14 protein-coding genes and 1 pseudogene are annotated in these 15,649 nt (G+C 48.7%); 8 read left to right on the top strand and 7 right to left on the bottom strand.

The annotated features are described in order from the left end of the window. Positions 1 to 25 precede the first annotated feature (25 nt). Positions 26 to 781: a tetratricopeptide repeat protein gene (locus tag Q0393_RS02275; protein ID WP_298977569.1), complete on the bottom strand. Its 756-nt coding sequence runs from the start codon at positions 779 to 781 to the stop codon at positions 26 to 28. Next, complete coding sequence (locus tag Q0393_RS02270; RefSeq protein WP_298977567.1) at positions 778 to 921, bottom strand: hypothetical protein; 144 nt, start codon at positions 919 to 921, stop codon at positions 778 to 780. Before Q0393_RS02270 ends, Q0393_RS02275 begins: the two co-directional genes overlap by 4 nt. Positions 922 to 1,428: 507 nt before the next feature. On the opposite strand from Q0393_RS02270, the gene Q0393_RS02265 reads away from it, so the two are divergent. Genes Q0393_RS02265 through Q0393_RS02255 form a run of 3 tightly spaced genes read left to right on the top strand, consistent with a single transcriptional unit; the run spans position 1,429 to position 4,708 of the window. Then, a complete protein-coding gene (locus tag Q0393_RS02265; protein WP_298977565.1) occupies positions 1,429 to 3,936 on the top strand; it encodes a molybdopterin-dependent oxidoreductase in 2,508 nt (835 codons plus the stop codon). 2 nt (positions 3,937 to 3,938) lie between these two features. After that, positions 3,939 to 4,547, top strand: a complete 609-nt coding sequence (locus Q0393_RS02260) for a hypothetical protein (protein WP_298977564.1) — start codon at positions 3,939 to 3,941, stop codon at positions 4,545 to 4,547. After that, positions 4,544 to 4,708 carry a hypothetical protein gene (locus tag Q0393_RS02255; RefSeq protein WP_298977562.1) on the top strand — a complete coding sequence of 55 codons (165 nt, stop codon included), beginning with the start codon at positions 4,544 to 4,546 and terminating at the stop codon, positions 4,706 to 4,708. The genes Q0393_RS02260 and Q0393_RS02255 overlap by 4 nt, the downstream gene beginning before the upstream one ends. 747 nt (positions 4,709 to 5,455) lie before the next feature. Here Q0393_RS02255 and Q0393_RS02250 read toward each other — a convergent pair. Beyond that, positions 5,456 to 6,286 carry a pyridoxamine kinase gene (locus Q0393_RS02250; protein ID WP_298977561.1) on the bottom strand — a complete coding sequence of 277 codons (831 nt, stop codon included), beginning with the start codon at positions 6,284 to 6,286 and terminating at the stop codon, positions 5,456 to 5,458. A gap of 177 nt (positions 6,287 to 6,463) precedes the next feature. Between Q0393_RS02250 and menA the strand changes: the two genes are divergently transcribed. Next, positions 6,464 to 7,366 carry a 1,4-dihydroxy-2-naphthoate octaprenyltransferase gene (gene menA / locus Q0393_RS02245; protein WP_298977558.1) on the top strand — a complete coding sequence of 301 codons (903 nt, stop codon included), beginning with the start codon at positions 6,464 to 6,466 and terminating at the stop codon, positions 7,364 to 7,366. Between the two features lie 537 nt (positions 7,367 to 7,903). Here the strand turns inward: menA and Q0393_RS10730 are convergent. From Q0393_RS10730 to Q0393_RS02235, 3 genes and pseudogenes are all read right to left on the bottom strand, one after another. Then, a pseudogene (locus tag Q0393_RS10730) lies at positions 7,904 to 7,993 on the bottom strand (DUF2695 domain-containing protein); the annotation flags it as partial. 434 nt (positions 7,994 to 8,427) lie between these two features. Continuing rightward, positions 8,428 to 8,571: a hypothetical protein gene (locus Q0393_RS02240; protein WP_298977556.1), complete on the bottom strand. Its 144-nt coding sequence runs from the start codon at positions 8,569 to 8,571 to the stop codon at positions 8,428 to 8,430. Further along, positions 8,561 to 10,408 (bottom strand): aryl-sulfate sulfotransferase, encoded by a 1,848-nt coding sequence (locus tag Q0393_RS02235; protein ID WP_298977554.1) that lies wholly within the window; start codon positions 10,406 to 10,408, stop codon positions 8,561 to 8,563. Before Q0393_RS02235 ends, Q0393_RS02240 begins: the two co-directional genes overlap by 11 nt. A 234-nt stretch (positions 10,409 to 10,642) precedes the next feature. Here Q0393_RS02235 and Q0393_RS02230 point away from each other — a divergent pair, with 234 nt between their 5' ends. Genes Q0393_RS02230 through Q0393_RS02215 form a run of 4 tightly spaced genes read left to right on the top strand, consistent with a single transcriptional unit; the run spans position 10,643 to position 14,309 of the window. Next, positions 10,643 to 11,299: a thiol:disulfide interchange protein DsbA/DsbL gene (locus Q0393_RS02230; protein WP_298977552.1), complete on the top strand. Its 657-nt coding sequence runs from the start codon at positions 10,643 to 10,645 to the stop codon at positions 11,297 to 11,299. A gap of 9 nt (positions 11,300 to 11,308) precedes the next feature. Further along, complete coding sequence (gene dsbI, locus Q0393_RS02225; RefSeq protein ID WP_298977551.1) at positions 11,309 to 11,932, top strand: protein-disulfide oxidoreductase DsbI; 624 nt, start codon at positions 11,309 to 11,311, stop codon at positions 11,930 to 11,932. A gap of 39 nt (positions 11,933 to 11,971) precedes the next feature. Further along, positions 11,972 to 13,621, top strand: coding sequence for a sensor histidine kinase (locus Q0393_RS02220; RefSeq protein ID WP_298977550.1), 1,650 nt, complete (start codon positions 11,972 to 11,974; stop codon positions 13,619 to 13,621). A gap of 1 nt (position 13,622) precedes the next feature. After that, entirely contained in the window at positions 13,623 to 14,309 is a 687-nt protein-coding gene (locus tag Q0393_RS02215; protein ID WP_298977548.1) for a response regulator, read from the top strand. Positions 14,310 to 14,634: 325 nt separating this feature from the next. Here the strand turns inward: Q0393_RS02215 and Q0393_RS02210 are convergent, their stop codons facing one another. Then, positions 14,635 to 15,285 (bottom strand): thiol:disulfide interchange protein DsbA/DsbL, encoded by a 651-nt coding sequence (locus Q0393_RS02210; RefSeq protein ID WP_298977547.1) that lies wholly within the window; start codon positions 15,283 to 15,285, stop codon positions 14,635 to 14,637. Positions 15,286 to 15,649 lie beyond the last annotated feature (364 nt).

Genomic DNA, 15,649 nt, shown 5'->3' with positions numbered 1-15,649 from the left:
CTCCTCATATAAATTTAAAACCACCTCAGCGAACTACTTTTTCGCAAGATTTTTGCAGTATCTTGTTAGAATCGACACTTATGATTTTTCTGCCCAATTTGCACGCCTTGTCGTAGTATCTCATCGCCGCTCTTTGATCGTCGCTCTCTATATTAGAGGCGTATATCGCGCAAGATACCCAGTTCCCCTCAGAATCGCAAGATATTCTATACTCTTCGGCGATTTTCGCTTTAATTACGTCCTGCACAGCCCTTAAATTTTGCGCTTCAAGCTCAGCAGGTCTGCTGCAAAATTGCTTTATCCCATCGTTAAATGCGGGGTTATTTTGTAATGCGGAATCCGAGATATTTTTGCCAAGCTCGCAAGCTTTTTTATAGTATTTCGCCGCTTCTTTATTATCCTTTCCCTCCATAAATAAGGCAAATAACCCGCAAGCGAGTATATCATCCTTGCTATCGCAATCTTTCTTGTGTTGCTCGGACGCCTTTGCTAAATTCGCGTTATCGCCGTCCATAACAGCCGCCAAAGTGCAGCTCTCTTTATCGCCCATATCGCATGCCTTTTTAAAGAACTCGAGAGCTTTTTTATCATCTTTTGTTACCTCTTTTCCTTCAAAATAAAACCCTCCTAATCCAAAGCAGCCACGAGCATAGCCGCCGTCGCACGCTTTTTTATAAAATTTAAAGGCTTTTGCCAAATCTTGCTTTACACCGAGATCGCCTAATACAGGGATATTTTCATATATCATACCGAGAGTAGCGCAGGCTTCCTCATACTTCACGGTTCCATTTTCATTCGTAAAGTCTTTACCGCTCTGCAGATCTTTACCAATGTATTTATTTGCTCATCCGTAAGTTCTTTTGCCTTCTCGGCAAACATAAAAGAGCTTAAAAAAGCCAAAGCTAAAATGATCTTTTTCATTTCTTCCTCCTTAAAATTTTTCGTATTATTTCATTTTTCGTTGTCAGATATTGTCATTTAATGGCATTAAAATTTTATTGTTTTCTTTGCTTTTAAAATTCCGCAGAAGTATACCCCCCTAATAAGCGCTAAAAATATATGATTGCCATGTTTTACAGCCTGCGTACGGTAGTCGCATCAATATCTAATTTTCAATCTATGACTTACTGGCGCTATGAAATTTTATAGCGCCTAATACCGACGAGCTCTTGATATACTCAAAAATTCTAAAATTTTTAAGAGTCGATGTGCGAAATTTAAAAAGCTAGTTTTTAAAGTAAAATTATTTTAAAAACTTAATTTATAATTTAAGCTTTTATAAGCCGCGAAAATCTTAGCTCTATTTAAAAATAGAAAAATAAAATTTCGCTCTATAACTTGTAATTTCATTTTAAGGCCGAAAAATTCGCGATTTTTAATGCTAAAATTCCATAAATCTTTCATTCATTTCACATTAAAGGAGAGAAAATGAAAAGACGCGAATTTTTAAAAGGCGTTGCTGCGAGCGCAGCAGGTGTGGCGAGTGCGAACGCCACTAGCGTTATCAGCGACGATCTGATGAATAGCGAGGACGCGCCGATCACCGCCTCGCATTTCGGCGCGGTTAGGGCTCTTAGACGAAATGGCAAATTCGAAGGCGTTTTAAGCGAGAGTGAGCTCGATTTTTTCCCAGTCAGCCTTACTCAGGGGCTTGCGGCGCGCACATACGATGCTACGCGCATCGCGCGACCATGCGTGCGAAAAGGCTATCTAGAAAAAGGCTGGCAGAGCGACAAAAGCATGCGCGGCAAGGACGAGTGGATCGAGATTAGCTGGGATGAGGCGTATAAACTCGTAGCTGACGAGCTAAAGCGCGTACTTAAAGATCACGGCGCGAGTTCGATTTACGGCGGCAGCTACGGCTGGTACAGCGTCGGCAGCGTAAATAACCCGCAAACCCTGCTCGGTCGCATGCTAAATATCATTGGCGGCTACACTACGAGAAAACTTAACTATTCGTGCCACTGTATAAGCGCGATAACCCCGCACATCAGCGGAACGGACGAGGCCAACGCCCTGCAAACCGCGTGGCCTACGATCCTAAAGCATAGCGAAGCGGTGCTCATCTGGGGTGCCGATCCGATCAATACCAATCAGATCGCGTGGGCCGTGCCCGATCACGAGAGCTATTTGTATTTCGCAAAGCTAAAAGAGCAGATGCAAAAGCGCGGCGTAAAAGTTATCACGATCGATCCGGTCTATAATAACACCGCTAAATTTTTAGGCTCTGAGCACATCTCTATCAACCCTACCACCGACGTTGCGATGATGATGGCGATATGTTATGAGATGATGGCGCAAGGGCTTGCGGATGAAAAATTTCTTAAAAAATACACTCACGGCGCGGAGGAATTTAAAGCCTATCTTAGAGGCGAAAGCGAAGATGGGCTCAAAAAAGACGCGGCGTGGGCGTCTAAAATTTGCGGCGTGAGCGAGGATGAGATCAAAGGCTTGGCTAAAATTTTAGGCAGCAAGCGCACTATGATAATGTGTGGCTGGGGTCCGCAGCGCGCTCACCACGGCGAGCAGTTTCACTGGATGGCGACGGTGCTTGCCGCTTTCGTGGGCCAGATCGGGCTTGCGGGCGGCGGATACGGCTTTGGCTATCATTACAGCGACGGCGGCTGCCCTAGTCCCGCAGCTCCCGTAGGAAGCGCGCTAAGCCTCTCAAGCGGCGCGGCGACTACCTCTTCGGCTTTTCCGGGCTTAGGCAGCATGAGTATCGTGCCTGCTAGCGAGGGCGAGTGGAAAAACCGCGACAACATCGCAATCCCCGTCTCGCGCATCGTCGATTGTATCAATAATCCCGGCAAGGAGATAGATTTTAACTGCAAAAAGATAACCTACCCTGACATCAAACTTGCCTACTGGGCGGGCGGAAACCCGTATATGCACCACCCTGATACAAATTTACTCGCGCGCACGTTTGAAAAGCTCGACACCTTCATAGTCCAAGAGTGCTTCTGGACGGCGAGCGCGCGCATGGCGGACATCGTCCTGCCCGCTACTACCGAGCAGGAGCGCGACGATATAACCAAGTCGCATACGAATAAATTTATCATCGCTATGCATAAGATCGCCGAGCCTTACGAGCAGGCGCAAAACGACTATAAAATTTACTGCGAAATTCTAAAGCAGTTCGGCGAGAAGGAATATATGGCGTTTAGCGAAGGCAAGAGCGAGATGGAGTGGATCAAGCAGTTTTACGACGCTTCGAAGAAAAAAGCGGACGCATCGAAGATAAAGATGCCGGAATTTGAGGAGTTTTGGAAAAAGGGCTTCGTGAAATTTGAAATTCCAAAGCACGCCTACGAATACGTAGCGATGGAGGAATTTAGAAAAAATCCTATCATAAACCGCCTCGGAACGCCGTCGGGAAGGATCGAGGTCGTCTCGAAAAAGATCGCCAAAGCAGCGCTGGACGACTGCCCTGCGCATCCAACTTGGATGGAGCCGATGGAGTGGCTGGGGAACGCGCAAAAGACGCAAAAGTATCCGCTAAATTTAATAACCCCGCATCCGAAATACCGCCTGCACGGGCAGCTAAACAACACTTGGCTACGAAGCCTAGAAGAAATCGACGGTCGCGAGCCCGTGTGGATGCACCCAAAAGACGCCGAAGCAAGAGGGCTTAAAAACGGCGACGTAGTTAGGGTTTTTAACGATCGGGGCGCCACGCTTGCGGGGCTCATCGTCACCGAAAACGTAAAGCAAAGCGTCGTGAGGATGCAAGAGGGCGGCTGGTGGGATCCGCTCTTTAGCTCTAGCGGCGATATGTGCGTTCACGGCAACGTAAACGTGCTGGTACCCAACGAGCCCAGCTCGAAGCTTGCGTGCGGCAACCAAGCCACCGCGCTAGTTCAGATCGAGAAATTCCAGGGCGAGCTTCCGCCGCTTGCGGTATTTTCACAGCCGAAATTCGGCAAAAGGAGCTAGCGATGAGACAAAATTTTAAAATTTACGCGAGCAAGCGAAGTAAAATTTTATCCAAAGCGCTAGCGGCGTTTTTACTCGCGGCAGCTTGCCATTTGGGCGCGGCGGATCTTTTCGTCGCGGCTCAAACCCCGCTTCTAAACAAAGCGGGCGGCAAGGAGATCGCCAAGCTGCACGTAGGCGCGAAGCTGCAAGTGTTAAAGGACGGCAAAGACTACGTACAGGTGCGATACGCGGGCTTCGTGCCCGAGGGAAGCAACGTAAGCTACGCGAGGCTTGGGATTTTGGAGCAGGATTTGCAAGCACAAAACGCAAAGAGCCTAAAGACGCTAAAGACCGTGAAGGACGACTACGATAACGAATGGGCGAACGTCACTATCGATGGCTACGTCGCGAAGCTTGCCGTGACGGACGACGCGGCTAAAATTTACGACGCGGGAGAAAATCTATTCAAAGAGCGCTGCGGTAGCTGTCACGCGCTGCACGGATACGACGAGTTTAACGTCAATGTTTGGCCTAGCGTGGTCGAGACGATGATACAAAACTCGGGGTTGCAGCCCGACGAATACGAGACGCTCGTGCGATTTTTGCAAAGCAAAGCGCCCGTGGAATGAAATTTAAAGCGCTTGCTATTTACGCAGCGGGCGGAATTTACTCGCCTAAATCTCGCCCGCTAAGTAAACTTAGAATTTTAATGCTCGAGGCAGAATTTAGCTTTAAAATTTACAAAGTAAAGCTCTGCCCGCGGAATTTAGGCTATGGAATTTTGCGCTAGCGCCCTTTTGCGCGAGTAAGCTCATTCGCCACGGCGTAAATTTCGCCTACGGAATTATGCACGGAGTTCTACTTGATTTCGCGCAGTAAAATTCTACCGCTACGCGATAAAATAACGGAATCTCTCCACAAGATCTACTGTAAAATTTCACGCTCGGTGCGCATTTTGCCTATATCACAAAACGCAGCAGCCGCAAAATTTCACGCGGTAGCTTTCCGCCGCAGATGGAATTTCACCGCGCAAATTTTAGATTTTTAAAGCGAAATTTCAAATAAAAATTCGTGCCATAAACCCATCGCGTAAATTCTATACCGAAAACTATAACTGCGTGACATCGATATGGATTTTAATCTAAATTTTACTCATAAATTTTGAGATTATTTTATAAGTGCATGGCGCACGGCTTGTGGGAATAAAATTTTAAGCAGATTTTGTACAAAATTTCAAAATGCAGCTCAAACTAGCAAACAGATAAATTCGCTGTAGCCTTGCGTTTAGAATTCAGCGCTAGTGATAAATTTTGCATCTTTACTTCGGTGCAAATTTTAAAATTCTATGCAGGAGATAAAATTATAAGCCCGCGCAATGCATGAATTCTAAAATTCCATGCCCCACACGACACATAAATTTTGAAATTTTAAAATTTCACGCCGCAGATAAAATTTAGGAATTTCCTTTTGCGGTAAAATTTTAAAACTCTACCACAAATCCTCTGTCCGCGCGGCGAGTTCCAAATACGTCTAGAACTTAGATTTTCCTCACTAGCTCGGGGATTATTGCCTCAAAATCCACCCCTTCGTAGTCCTTGCGCTCCTCGTCGCTCATCGTCTCTTTGATCGTGCTGACGACGAAGTCCGCAGCGATTCGAACCGCCGTTTCCAACGACTTGCCGCGCATTATTGCGCCGAAGGCTACAGCGGCGAAAATATCGCCGGTACCGTTAAATTTAACCGGCAGCAGCTCGTGAAAATACTCGTTCGTCCTGCCCGTGCGTGCATCGTAGCTGAAAACCCCGCACTGATCGGCGATGTAGCCGATGCCCTTTAAAATAACCTGCCTGGCGCCCAGCTCTCGAAGCCTTGCAAGCAGATCCATGATGAAATCCCTATCCGCATCCTCTCGGTACGGCACGCCTGTAATCGCGCAGGCCTCGGTGATATTGGGCGTAATGACGTCGGCTTGAGCACACAGAAGCACCATCATACGGGCAAAATCCTCATTAAAGCCAGGATAAAATACGCCGTTATCGCCCATACAAGGGTCAACCAAAATGGTCTTACCCGCGCCGCCGAAGCTCGCAAATAGCTCGCTCATAATCTCGATCTGTGCCGCCGAGCCCAAAAAGCCCGTGTAAATGCCGTCAAATACCACTCCGCGGTCTTTCCAGTGCGCCATGATCGCGCGTATTTGAGAGCTTAGATCGCAAAAGGTATAGCCCGAAAAGCCCGTATGCATCGATAAAACCGCCGTAGGGATCACGCTCGTGCTCATCCCCATCGCGCTAAGTATCGGCAAGGCGACGGTCAGCGAAACCTTGCCCACGCAGGATATATCTTGAACGGTAAGAACTTTTTTCATCACAATTCCTAAAATTTTTGGCTCTATTTTACCGCTATTTATATTAAAAAGGCGAATTTAAATAAAATTTACTCTACGAATGGTCTAAATTTATATTATTTTTGGCGTTTTTCCGCTAAATTTTATCTCGGGTTCGCCGCAAATTCGGCGTACAAACCAAAAACAAAAGGCAAAAAAATGATAACCGCAAAGGCTCTTTACGCATCCGCTCGCCTTAGATCGCTACCGCTTAGCGTCTCGGGCGTACTGCTCGGCAGCGGCGCAGCATACGGCGCGGGCACGTTTAGAGCCGATATTTTCGCGCTGGCGCTGCTTACGACGCTGCTGTTTCAGGTGCTAAGCGACTACGCCAACGACTACGGCGATGCGGTGAAAGGCACCGACGACGATGGCAGGTTGGGGCCGCGTCGCGCGATCCAAACGGGGCAGATGAGCGCCGAGCAGATGAAGCGCGTCATAGTCGTTACGGCGCTGCTTTCCGCGCTTTGCAGCCTCGCGCTAAGCGTTTTGGCGTTTGGCGAGCGGTTTTATCTCGTGCTTCTATTTTTAGCGCTGGGCGGCGCGTCGATATATGCGGCGATCCGCTACACCGTGGGCGCCGACGCATACGGCTACAAAGGGCTAGGCGACGTTTTCGTGTTTTTGTTTTTTGGACTACTAAGCGTGCTGGGCTCGTACTTTTTATACGCGCGCTCTCTTGATGCGGCGCTGTTGCTGCCTGCGTGCGCGTGCGGGATGCTAAGCACCGCCGTGCTAAATCTCAACAATATGCGCGACGTGCAAAACGATGCGCTCAAAGGCAAACGCACAATCCCAGTGCGTATCGGACTGCCCGCGGCCAAGCGCTATCACTACGCGCTGATCGCGGGCGGTGTGGGATTAATGCTTTGCTACTCGCTTTTACGCGGCGAGCCGGGCGTAAAACTACTCTACATAGCTAGCTTTGTACCGCTTGTGTGGCACCTATTTTTTGTTTTAAGGGTGCGTGAATGCCGCGACTTCGACGGGCAGCTAAAGGTAGTCGCACTCTGCACATTTGCGATGTCGGCGCTGTTTTTCGTCGGGGAAATTTTGGGCTAAATTTAAATGCCGCGCAGATAAAATTTACGTCGGCACCGCAGCAAAGTCCTCTCGCGCAAAAGCGCTTTGTGCGAGTTCTCCTAATCTTGCAATCAACCTGCTTGTCGCACAGCAAAGCGTCTGCGGCAAGCTCGCTCAATGAAAACGTCCATAGCATATCTCTGTCCGCCTGATGGCTACCGCAATAAAATTTAAGGGGGCAAACTCTGGATCTCCACGCCGTCTTGTATAGTTAAATTAAGCGAGCAATACCGTTCTTAAGTCCATACAAGCCCCGTCACACCACGCTTTAATTGCCGTTTTGACGGCGAGCTGCCCGCCTTTTGCGTCAAATTTAAAAACTAGAGCATTAATTCTACAAAAGGCCCGCGTGTTTGGCGCGGTGGGCTTTGTGCTTATTGCACGGCGGCAGTTCGCACCGCAAACGTTGCTTTAGCCCTACTTTTGAGCCCTCGCGCCGCTAAAATTTTACTAAATTTTACGCACCACCTTTTTGAAACGATGCTTGCAAAACCATGTCTTTCTGCACATAGCCCCTTAAAATTCGAAGCGATCTTGCACGTTATTTAAAACTTCGCGGTCGCAATATCCGCCGTTTTGCTCGCAAAAGTCTAGGACCGCCGTCTCATTCGGCGCGCGCCGAGCTCACAAAAACTCCAGCGTGAGCCTATGCGTGCCGTCGCAGTCGCGATGCGCCAAGCTCTAGCCCAAGAACTCAAATAGCCCCTCAAACTCCGCCCTATTCATAGACAGGCTCTTTTCAAATGCATCTCGCTGCCGCTACGCCGCGAGCTTTTTGAGTTCCTTTTTTCTAGATTTTTCCACTCTTTCTCCTTTGCTGCGCCGCCTTGCCGCACGAATATCCTTTGGGCGCATTAACCTCATACCCGTCGTCCCCCGCCCTCAAGCGGGATGCAAATTTCATCCAAACCGTGCACTAGCTCGTCTATACCGAAATAACGCTTATTAATTTTAGCAGAGCGAAATTATAGCAAAAGCAGAGCGCGAAATCGCAAATCCGATGATTAAATTTTATCTAGAATAAAGAGCTATGTTTTCGGCTAAATTTTGCCGTACCGAGGGATAAAATTTAGCAAATTCGGATGAAATTCTATCGAGTAGATGTGTAGAATTTGACCATAATCTAAAACAAAAGCGGCCGCGCCCAAAACGCGACCGCTAAATTTTAAAATTTTACTTCTCAAACGCCTTTTCTAGGCTAAACGGAAACGCCTGATAGCCCATCGCGTTGGTCATTTTGATTTCGATCGACGGCTCTTTTGCGCCCCATTCAAACTCGTTGATGTGAGGGCTAGGCACGCCGACCGGGCGGCCTTTGGCGATGTCAAACTGCATGCCCGCGACCGCTGAGTAAACCATCACGCTATCTAGGTCGTCTTGATACTGCGCTAGCGAGGTAACCGAGCTGTACCACTCGCTGCCGCGCTGTTTGCCGTATTCCCAGACTTGCTCCACTGTTTTAGCTTTTTCGTCGATTTTATAGACGACCGCGCGGGAGTATTTCATACCCGCCATCGCAGGCTGCTCCATACCGCGGGTGTCGCCGTTGTCAAAGACGGTTAGATAGACGACGCTTTTTTTAGACTTGCTGTCGATTCGGAAAGCCGTGTGCTGCGTCCACTGCCAGTCAAATCCGCCCTTCTCGCTCTCATATCCCGGGCATTTTGAGTACTCGTCCTCGCAGACGATCTTTTTGCCGTCTTTATCTACAGGCTGGAGCAAGTAGCCCTTAAACTGATCCTTCCAGCCCTTGTGCGCGCCCATTATCCATTTGACTTTTTTGTCGCGGCCGATCTTGATGACGGCGTCTTGGTGGCGGCTGGAGATGATGATACTATCGTCGCTTGGATCATAATCCACGCTATTTACGTGCGCCCAGTTGCGCCCAGGGCCAGATCCCACGATATCGCCCCATTTTTCGTTCGTATCCATCGCGGCTAGCTCGTCGGTGCTCGCGGTATGGCCAGCCTTGCTAGCGTCGATGTTTAGACACACCGCGCCCTGATCGAGCGTTTTTAGCACGATGTCGCGATACGGATCTAAAATTTCATACAGCCTAAAATCATCCACGACGTTGCCGTCTCTATCGACCTCGACGATGACGTCTCGGACCGTGCGGACGTTTTTACCGTCGGCTCGTTTATAGTTGGCGTTTGCCGCGCGGAGGAAATAATGCCCGTTTTGCGCCACGTCCATAGAGTGCGAGAAGTCATTGTAGCTCGCAGGTAGCTCGCGGTTAAAAATTTCGCGACCCATTATGTCGTATTTGGCGTATCTTTGGCCGTATCCCCACGTCATCGCGCCGTCGTCGTTTTGCTTAAAGCCCATCATGACGCCCGCGGAAAAAGGCTGCTTGAGGTCGTAAATTTTACTCGGCTCCAGGTACCAGCGCACTTCGCCTTTGGTGTCTAGGATGAAGTTATTGGGGCTGTAGTTCCACTCGATCGCGCCGCCTGCGGGGTTGTTCCACACGACTTTGGTGCCTTTGCCGGTTTTATTTACGAAGTTATTTACATAGTAGAGGCGGTTTGCAAATTTCGCGCTCGGAGCCTTCACGACCTCGATCTTATCAAACAGCGCGCCCTTTTGAGACGGCATGCCCGAGCTTTCTAGATAAATAGCAGGCGCGTAAATTTTATAACTTTCTTTTACGTGCTCGGTTTGGCCCTTATAAATTTTATCGTACTCGACCTCCACGGTATTTTGATAGTCGGGATAGAGCCCGAAAACTGGAATTCCGCCGTGCGTGCGAAGGTGCTTGTCGGCGACTTTATAGCTGATAACCTGACCGTCCGGTTTTGGCACGATAGTGACTTTCGCATTTGCTAGCGTGTAGCCGCCGTTTTTGATGACCGCCGTTAGAGGCGCGGTATCGTACGGGTTTACGACCACTTCGCCGATCTTGCCCGGGATGCCGTAGTCGATGTGCGCGCCGCTAGGTCCGCCGATAGCCAGCGCAGCCGTGCTTAGACCGCCTAAAAGCGCCGCAGCCAGTGCAAATGAGGAAAGAATTCGCTTCATCTTATTCTCCTTTGAATTGATTTGATACCGTAATTTTAATCAACCTCGCTAACGTAGAAATCACACGTTTATTAAAACTTGCTTAATTATAAAAAATAATTTCAAATTTTGGCTTTTGTGCCAAAATTTAGTTGAAATTTTATAAATTTAATCTAAAATTTATCTTAGCGTGAGTTTTACGGCGGCGAGAGAATATAAAATTAACGCAAACAAAATCATTTTAAGGAGCATTCCATGAACCTACTTTCTAAATTTAGCAAAGGCTTGCTAGCCGCCATGATATTCGGCGCCCTTAGCGCAGCCGCGTTTACCGAGGGTGAGGACTACGTAAAGCTGCAAAAGCCGCTACCAGTCGAGCAAAACACGCTAGTTAAGGTCTTTAGCTACGCATGCCCGTTTTGCTATAAATACGACAAAACCGTCACGCCGAAGGTCGTCGAAAAGGTCGCGGGGCTAAAATACGTACCGTTTCATCTAAAAACCAAGGGCGAATACGGCGAGCTCGGAAGTAAAATTCTCGCCGTTTTAGCCGTGATGGACGAGGAAAAGGGCGTGAGCCTGCTAGATGAAAACTCGCTGTTTAAAAAAGCAAAATTTGCCTACTACAAGGCCTATCACGATCAAAAGCAGCGCTGGAGCGACGGCAAGGACGAGGCTGCGTTTTTAAAGACGGGGCTTGATGCGGCGGGCATCAGCGAAGCGGACTATCAAAAAAAGCTAGAGGATCCAAAAGTCGCCGAACTGCTTAAAAAATGGGACGAGAGCTACGACGTAGCCAAGATCCAAGGCGTGCCGGCGTTTGTCGTAAACGGCAAATATCTCATCATGACGAAGTCCATCAGCTCTATCGACGGCATGGCGCAGCTAATTGAAGAGCTGCTCAAAAAATAGGGCGCGGGCATGAAATTTGCGGAAAAAATAACGAAATTTGGCGATAGCCGCCTGCCGTGGGCGATCCTCGTAGTAGTGAGCGCGGGGCTTGTTATCCTCGCGCACTCGCTGTTTCAAAACTACGTCTATATGCCGCCTTGCGAGCAGTGCGTCTATATCCGCTTTGCCTTTTTGTGCATGGCGCTAGGAGGCATGGTTGCGATCATAAATCCCAAAAATTTACTCCTCGCGCTCGCGGGCTACCTGCTAGCCTTTTGGGGTGCGATCCAGGGCATAATGTATAGCGCAAAACTAATCAAAATCCACGATGCCGTCCACGGAGACGATCCGTTTGGCGTGCAGGGCTGCTCGACTGAGCCGCACTATCCGTTTGGCTTACCGCTTGAGCGGTGGGCGCCTGATTGGTTTTTACCTACGGGTGACTGCGGATACGATAATCCGATGGTTCCGGACGGCGTCACGCTAAGCGGCTTTCAAAAGTATCTCGTCGATCTTTACGAGGACGGCTGGTACCTGATCCCCTCAAGTAAATTTATGTCGATGGCAGAGTGCACGCTGATCGGCTTTGGCGTCTGCTTCGTCGTGCTCGCCGCGATGTTCGTTTGCAAAATTTTAACTATCAAAAAAGCTTAAATCGGTCTAAATTTAGACCGATTTTGCTATACTGGGCGCATGAAAGCCTTACACGAACATAATTTTAAAATTTACTTCATCATCATTTTCGCAAGCCTTTTCGTAGTACTTTTGGGTGTAAAAAACTACGAGGACGCCAAGGCGCAGATCACGGCGCTCGCGGATAAAAACAAGATCGCCGCGAGCGAAAATATCGTCGGGAATTTCTCGTTTTGGCTAGACGAGCGGCTGCACTCCCTGGTGCGCGCGGCTAAATTTATGCAAAACGCAGGCGCGATACGAGACGACGAAAAGCTCGGCGACTTCATACGACTTTTCAAAGAAAACTCCGCGGAATTTGACGCCTTGCAGTTTTTGCGCGAGGACGGAGAAATATTCGTAGACGGCAAGGAGCTAGGCGACGATGAAGCGATGCCAAAGAACCTGCGCACGGGGCTTGTTTGGTTTGAGGAGACCAAAAGCACGCTCGCGCCCACGGTAAATTTTATGCAGCGCCATAAAATTTTAGGCGAGCCGACGCTAAATTTATGCGTGCCCGTTATGGATGACGGCTCGTTTGCGGGGGTATTTTGCGGCGTGGTGAAACTGCAAAACATACTAAAAAATATGGAGAAATTTAAGCTAGCGCCCGATTCATACGCCTTTATCGTCACGCACGGCGGCGAAATTTTAACGCCGATGAAGGATGCGGCGCTAAAAAAGCAGATCGAGGATAAATTTAAAGAGCTTTTCCTGCGTGACGAGGACATCACGAGCCTAAATATCGGATCAAATTTCATCTCCGTCGCCGAGATCCCCACGCTAAACTGGTTCATCGGCGCAGGCACCGATAACGAAAAAGAGCTCGCCGCACTGCTTAACTCCGCGCTAAAAAACGCCCTTATCCTGCTTTTTGCGTTCGCGGAGCTGGCGCTGGTGGCGAATTTCCTCCATAACTTTATGTACTCAAAAATCAAAAACCTGCAAGACGACTACGAGGCCCTACTCAAGCACAAAGCCCGTATGAGCGAGGCGGGCGAGCTAATCAGCGGCATAAATCATCAGTTTATCCAGCCGGTTAATTCGCTAAATTTGATGATCTCAAGCCTGCTCATGCTGCAAAAAGACGGCAAACTAGACGCCGCGACGCTAGAGCATATGCTGCAAAAAGGCCAGGCTGCGACCGTGCTTTTGAGTGATACGATCGAGATTTTTAGAAATTTCTATAAAACGAGCGACAGTCCGCAAAAATTTAGCGTGCAGCGCTGCATCAAAGACCTGCTAAAACTCATGCACACCGAGCTTAGCAAGGCAAACGTCACGGTAAGCTTGCGCGAGTTTCAAGACGAAGAGGCCACGCAGCGAATGGGCATCGTGCAGCAAATTTTACTCATCCTCATACACAACGCCAAGGACGCGGTTGTGGAGCGATACAAAGACGAAATCGCCAAGCGGCAGGTTTTTTTGGACGTCAAATTTGAAAACGGCATGTGCAAGATAGCCGTCACGGACTACGGCAGCGGCGTGAGCAAGGAGCTTCGGGATAAAATTTTAACCCAGCCAAAAACCACCAAAAAGCAAGGAAGCGGTATCGGGCTGTATTTTGGCAAAAAGCTAGCAAACGAAAAGCTCGCAGGCGACATCAGGCTGCTAAGCGCGGGCGATCCGACGACGTTTGAGCTCGGCTTTGAGATAAATTTAAAGGAGTGAGATGCAAGAGCATTTGAAGCTACTTAAAGACCTGAGCGTCCTCATCGTCGAGGACGACGAGATCGCAAGGGAGCTGCTAATAGGCGGGCTAAAACCCTACTGCCTAAGCGTCTGGGGCGCGGCAGACGGGCTAGAGGGGCTGGAGCGCTTTAAAAAGCTAGCCCCTACGATCGTCATCACCGACATCCACATGCCCGCGATGAACGGCTTTGAGATGATGAAGGAGATGATGCGCATAAAGCCCGCGCAAAAATTTATCGTCTTTACCTCCTACGACACCGACGACAACCTCATCAAAAGCATCGAGCACGGCGCGGCGTCGTTTCTAAAAAAGCCAGTCGATATCGCCGCGCTTTGCCGTCTGCTCGTGGCTCTAACCTACGAAAAGGACGAAAAGCTCGTGCACCTGAGCCCGCAAACGAGCATAAATCTCGCCAAAGAAAAGATCTACAAAAACGGCGAAGAAATTTATCTATCATTTTTGCAAAACAAGCTCTTTTGGCTCTTTGCGTATAATCTAAACAAGCTCGTGAGCTACGAGATGATCGAGGAGTTCGTCTACGAGGGCGAGCAAACGAGCAAGGGCGCGATACAAAACGTCGTACTAAGGCTGAAGCGGGAGCTGGGGGTTAAATTTAAAAACATTAGCGAAAGCGGGTACATACTACTAAGCGGCGATCAAATTTAACTTTGCGGCTTGCCTCGCGAGCGTCTTTAACGGAGCTAGTAAAAATTTAGCTCGGCGGACTACCTTGTCCAGCCCACGCTAAATTTTTACGTCGCAACCCTTAAATCCATCTCGCGATACTTCGCCTTGAAATTTTGAGTTCAGAATTTGAAGTCAAATTTGTAAATTTTGGCTCAAACCTTACCCGCCGAAACCCGCGCTTTGAAAACGTAAAATTTAATCGTTATTGTTCCGCGCGGCTAGCGATAAAATTTGCTAGAACCCTGCCGCTGTGGCTAAATTTAATGCAGCGCGTAAAACAAAGCTTGCTTTGGCGCGGCGAAACCTATTTCGCCAGCAGCTCTTTTACCGCGGCAGCCATTTCATCGACGGAGCCGAACGAAGCCGTGTTTAAGAGATACTTGCCACTCACGACGAACGCTGGCACGCCTGAAATCACCGCGACCTCGTAGCCCGCGTCCCACTGCGCGAGCAGGGCCTGCGCCTTTTTGCTGGCAAGCGCCGCTTCGTATTCGCTCATGCTCACGCCGGCGGTATCTAGCGCGGTTTTGATGAACCTTTGCTTATCGCTACCGCCGCCAAAATCATCCTTTTTGTCGTGGATCGCTTTGTAAATCGCGAATTTCGCTTTTTTAAATTTCGACTCGTCGCTTAGCAGGCTCACGTCGTCCTTTTCATCAAGCACGATGAGGGCTGCGAATATACCACTTGCGGTCTGTCCGAACACGCCCTTGGTCTTTAGGTGCCACGGCAAAAACTCCGTCCCCTCAAGCTTTTTCATCAACTGCGGTGTGACCGTCCTGTCGAACGTATAGCAGTGCGGGCACTCGTAGTTAAAAATTTTGACGACGCTGTTTTTCGGCACGTTTAGCGGCTTTTGTAGCACTTGATAATTAACGCCCTCCTCCAGCGCGTTTGCACCCGAGCCAAGCAGACAAACGGCGGCTAAAGCTTTAAAAATTTTAGCGATTTTCATAAAATTCCTTTGCGGTAAATTTTAAAGATTGTATAAAATAAAGGGTAAATTTGAGATTAAAGCGGACAAAGGCAAGGCGGCTTCCCACAGAAAATATATAAAATAGCAAGCTACACCATCAACACCGCTTGAGCAAGCGGGCTAATTTATCGCTACAAGCTCTATTTCTGATCTCGTTCAGGTTTAAATTTAATAGCAAGGATTGCACGCTCACAGCTTAATTTTAAAGCATGCAATCCGCTTTAATTTAATAAATTTTACTTATCAAAGGCATGTATTATCCACTTTACGCGCTCGGGATCTGCGTGGTCGGAAAATAGCGTCTTGCCTGTATCCAGCGCAGCGATAGCAGCCATATCATCAG

Origin of the sequence: uncultured Campylobacter sp., from assembly GCF_938015785.1 — a bacterium.
Lineage (GTDB): Bacteria > Campylobacterota > Campylobacteria > Campylobacterales > Campylobacteraceae > Campylobacter_B.
Note: the sequence above shows the minus strand (reverse complement) of the source record. Positions and strands in the feature narration are given on the sequence as shown.

Bases quoted from the DNA above. Each gene is read 5' to 3' on its own strand.
- Q0393_RS02215 (WP_298977548.1), top strand. From the start codon at position 13,623: ATGCAAGAGCATTTGAAGCTACTTAAAGACCTGAGCGTCCTCATCGTC.
- dsbI (WP_298977551.1), top strand. From the start codon at position 11,309: ATGAAATTTGCGGAAAAAATAACGAAATTTGGCGATAGCCGCCTGCCG.
- Q0393_RS02250 (WP_298977561.1), bottom strand. From the start codon at position 6,286: ATGAAAAAAGTTCTTACCGTTCAAGATATATCCTGCGTGGGCAAGGTT.
- Q0393_RS02230 (WP_298977552.1), top strand. From the start codon at position 10,643: ATGAACCTACTTTCTAAATTTAGCAAAGGCTTGCTAGCCGCCATGATA.
- Q0393_RS02255 (WP_298977562.1), top strand. From the start codon at position 4,544: ATGAAATTTAAAGCGCTTGCTATTTACGCAGCGGGCGGAATTTACTCG.
- menA (WP_298977558.1), top strand. From the start codon at position 6,464: ATGATAACCGCAAAGGCTCTTTACGCATCCGCTCGCCTTAGATCGCTA.
- Q0393_RS02235 (WP_298977554.1), bottom strand. From the start codon at position 10,408: ATGAAGCGAATTCTTTCCTCATTTGCACTGGCTGCGGCGCTTTTAGGC.
- Q0393_RS02270 (WP_298977567.1), bottom strand. From the start codon at position 921: ATGAAAAAGATCATTTTAGCTTTGGCTTTTTTAAGCTCTTTTATGTTT.
- Q0393_RS02220 (WP_298977550.1), top strand. From the start codon at position 11,972: ATGAAAGCCTTACACGAACATAATTTTAAAATTTACTTCATCATCATT.
- Q0393_RS02260 (WP_298977564.1), top strand. From the start codon at position 3,939: ATGAGACAAAATTTTAAAATTTACGCGAGCAAGCGAAGTAAAATTTTA.
- Q0393_RS02210 (WP_298977547.1), bottom strand. From the start codon at position 15,285: ATGAAAATCGCTAAAATTTTTAAAGCTTTAGCCGCCGTTTGTCTGCTT.
- Q0393_RS02265 (WP_298977565.1), top strand. From the start codon at position 1,429: ATGAAAAGACGCGAATTTTTAAAAGGCGTTGCTGCGAGCGCAGCAGGT.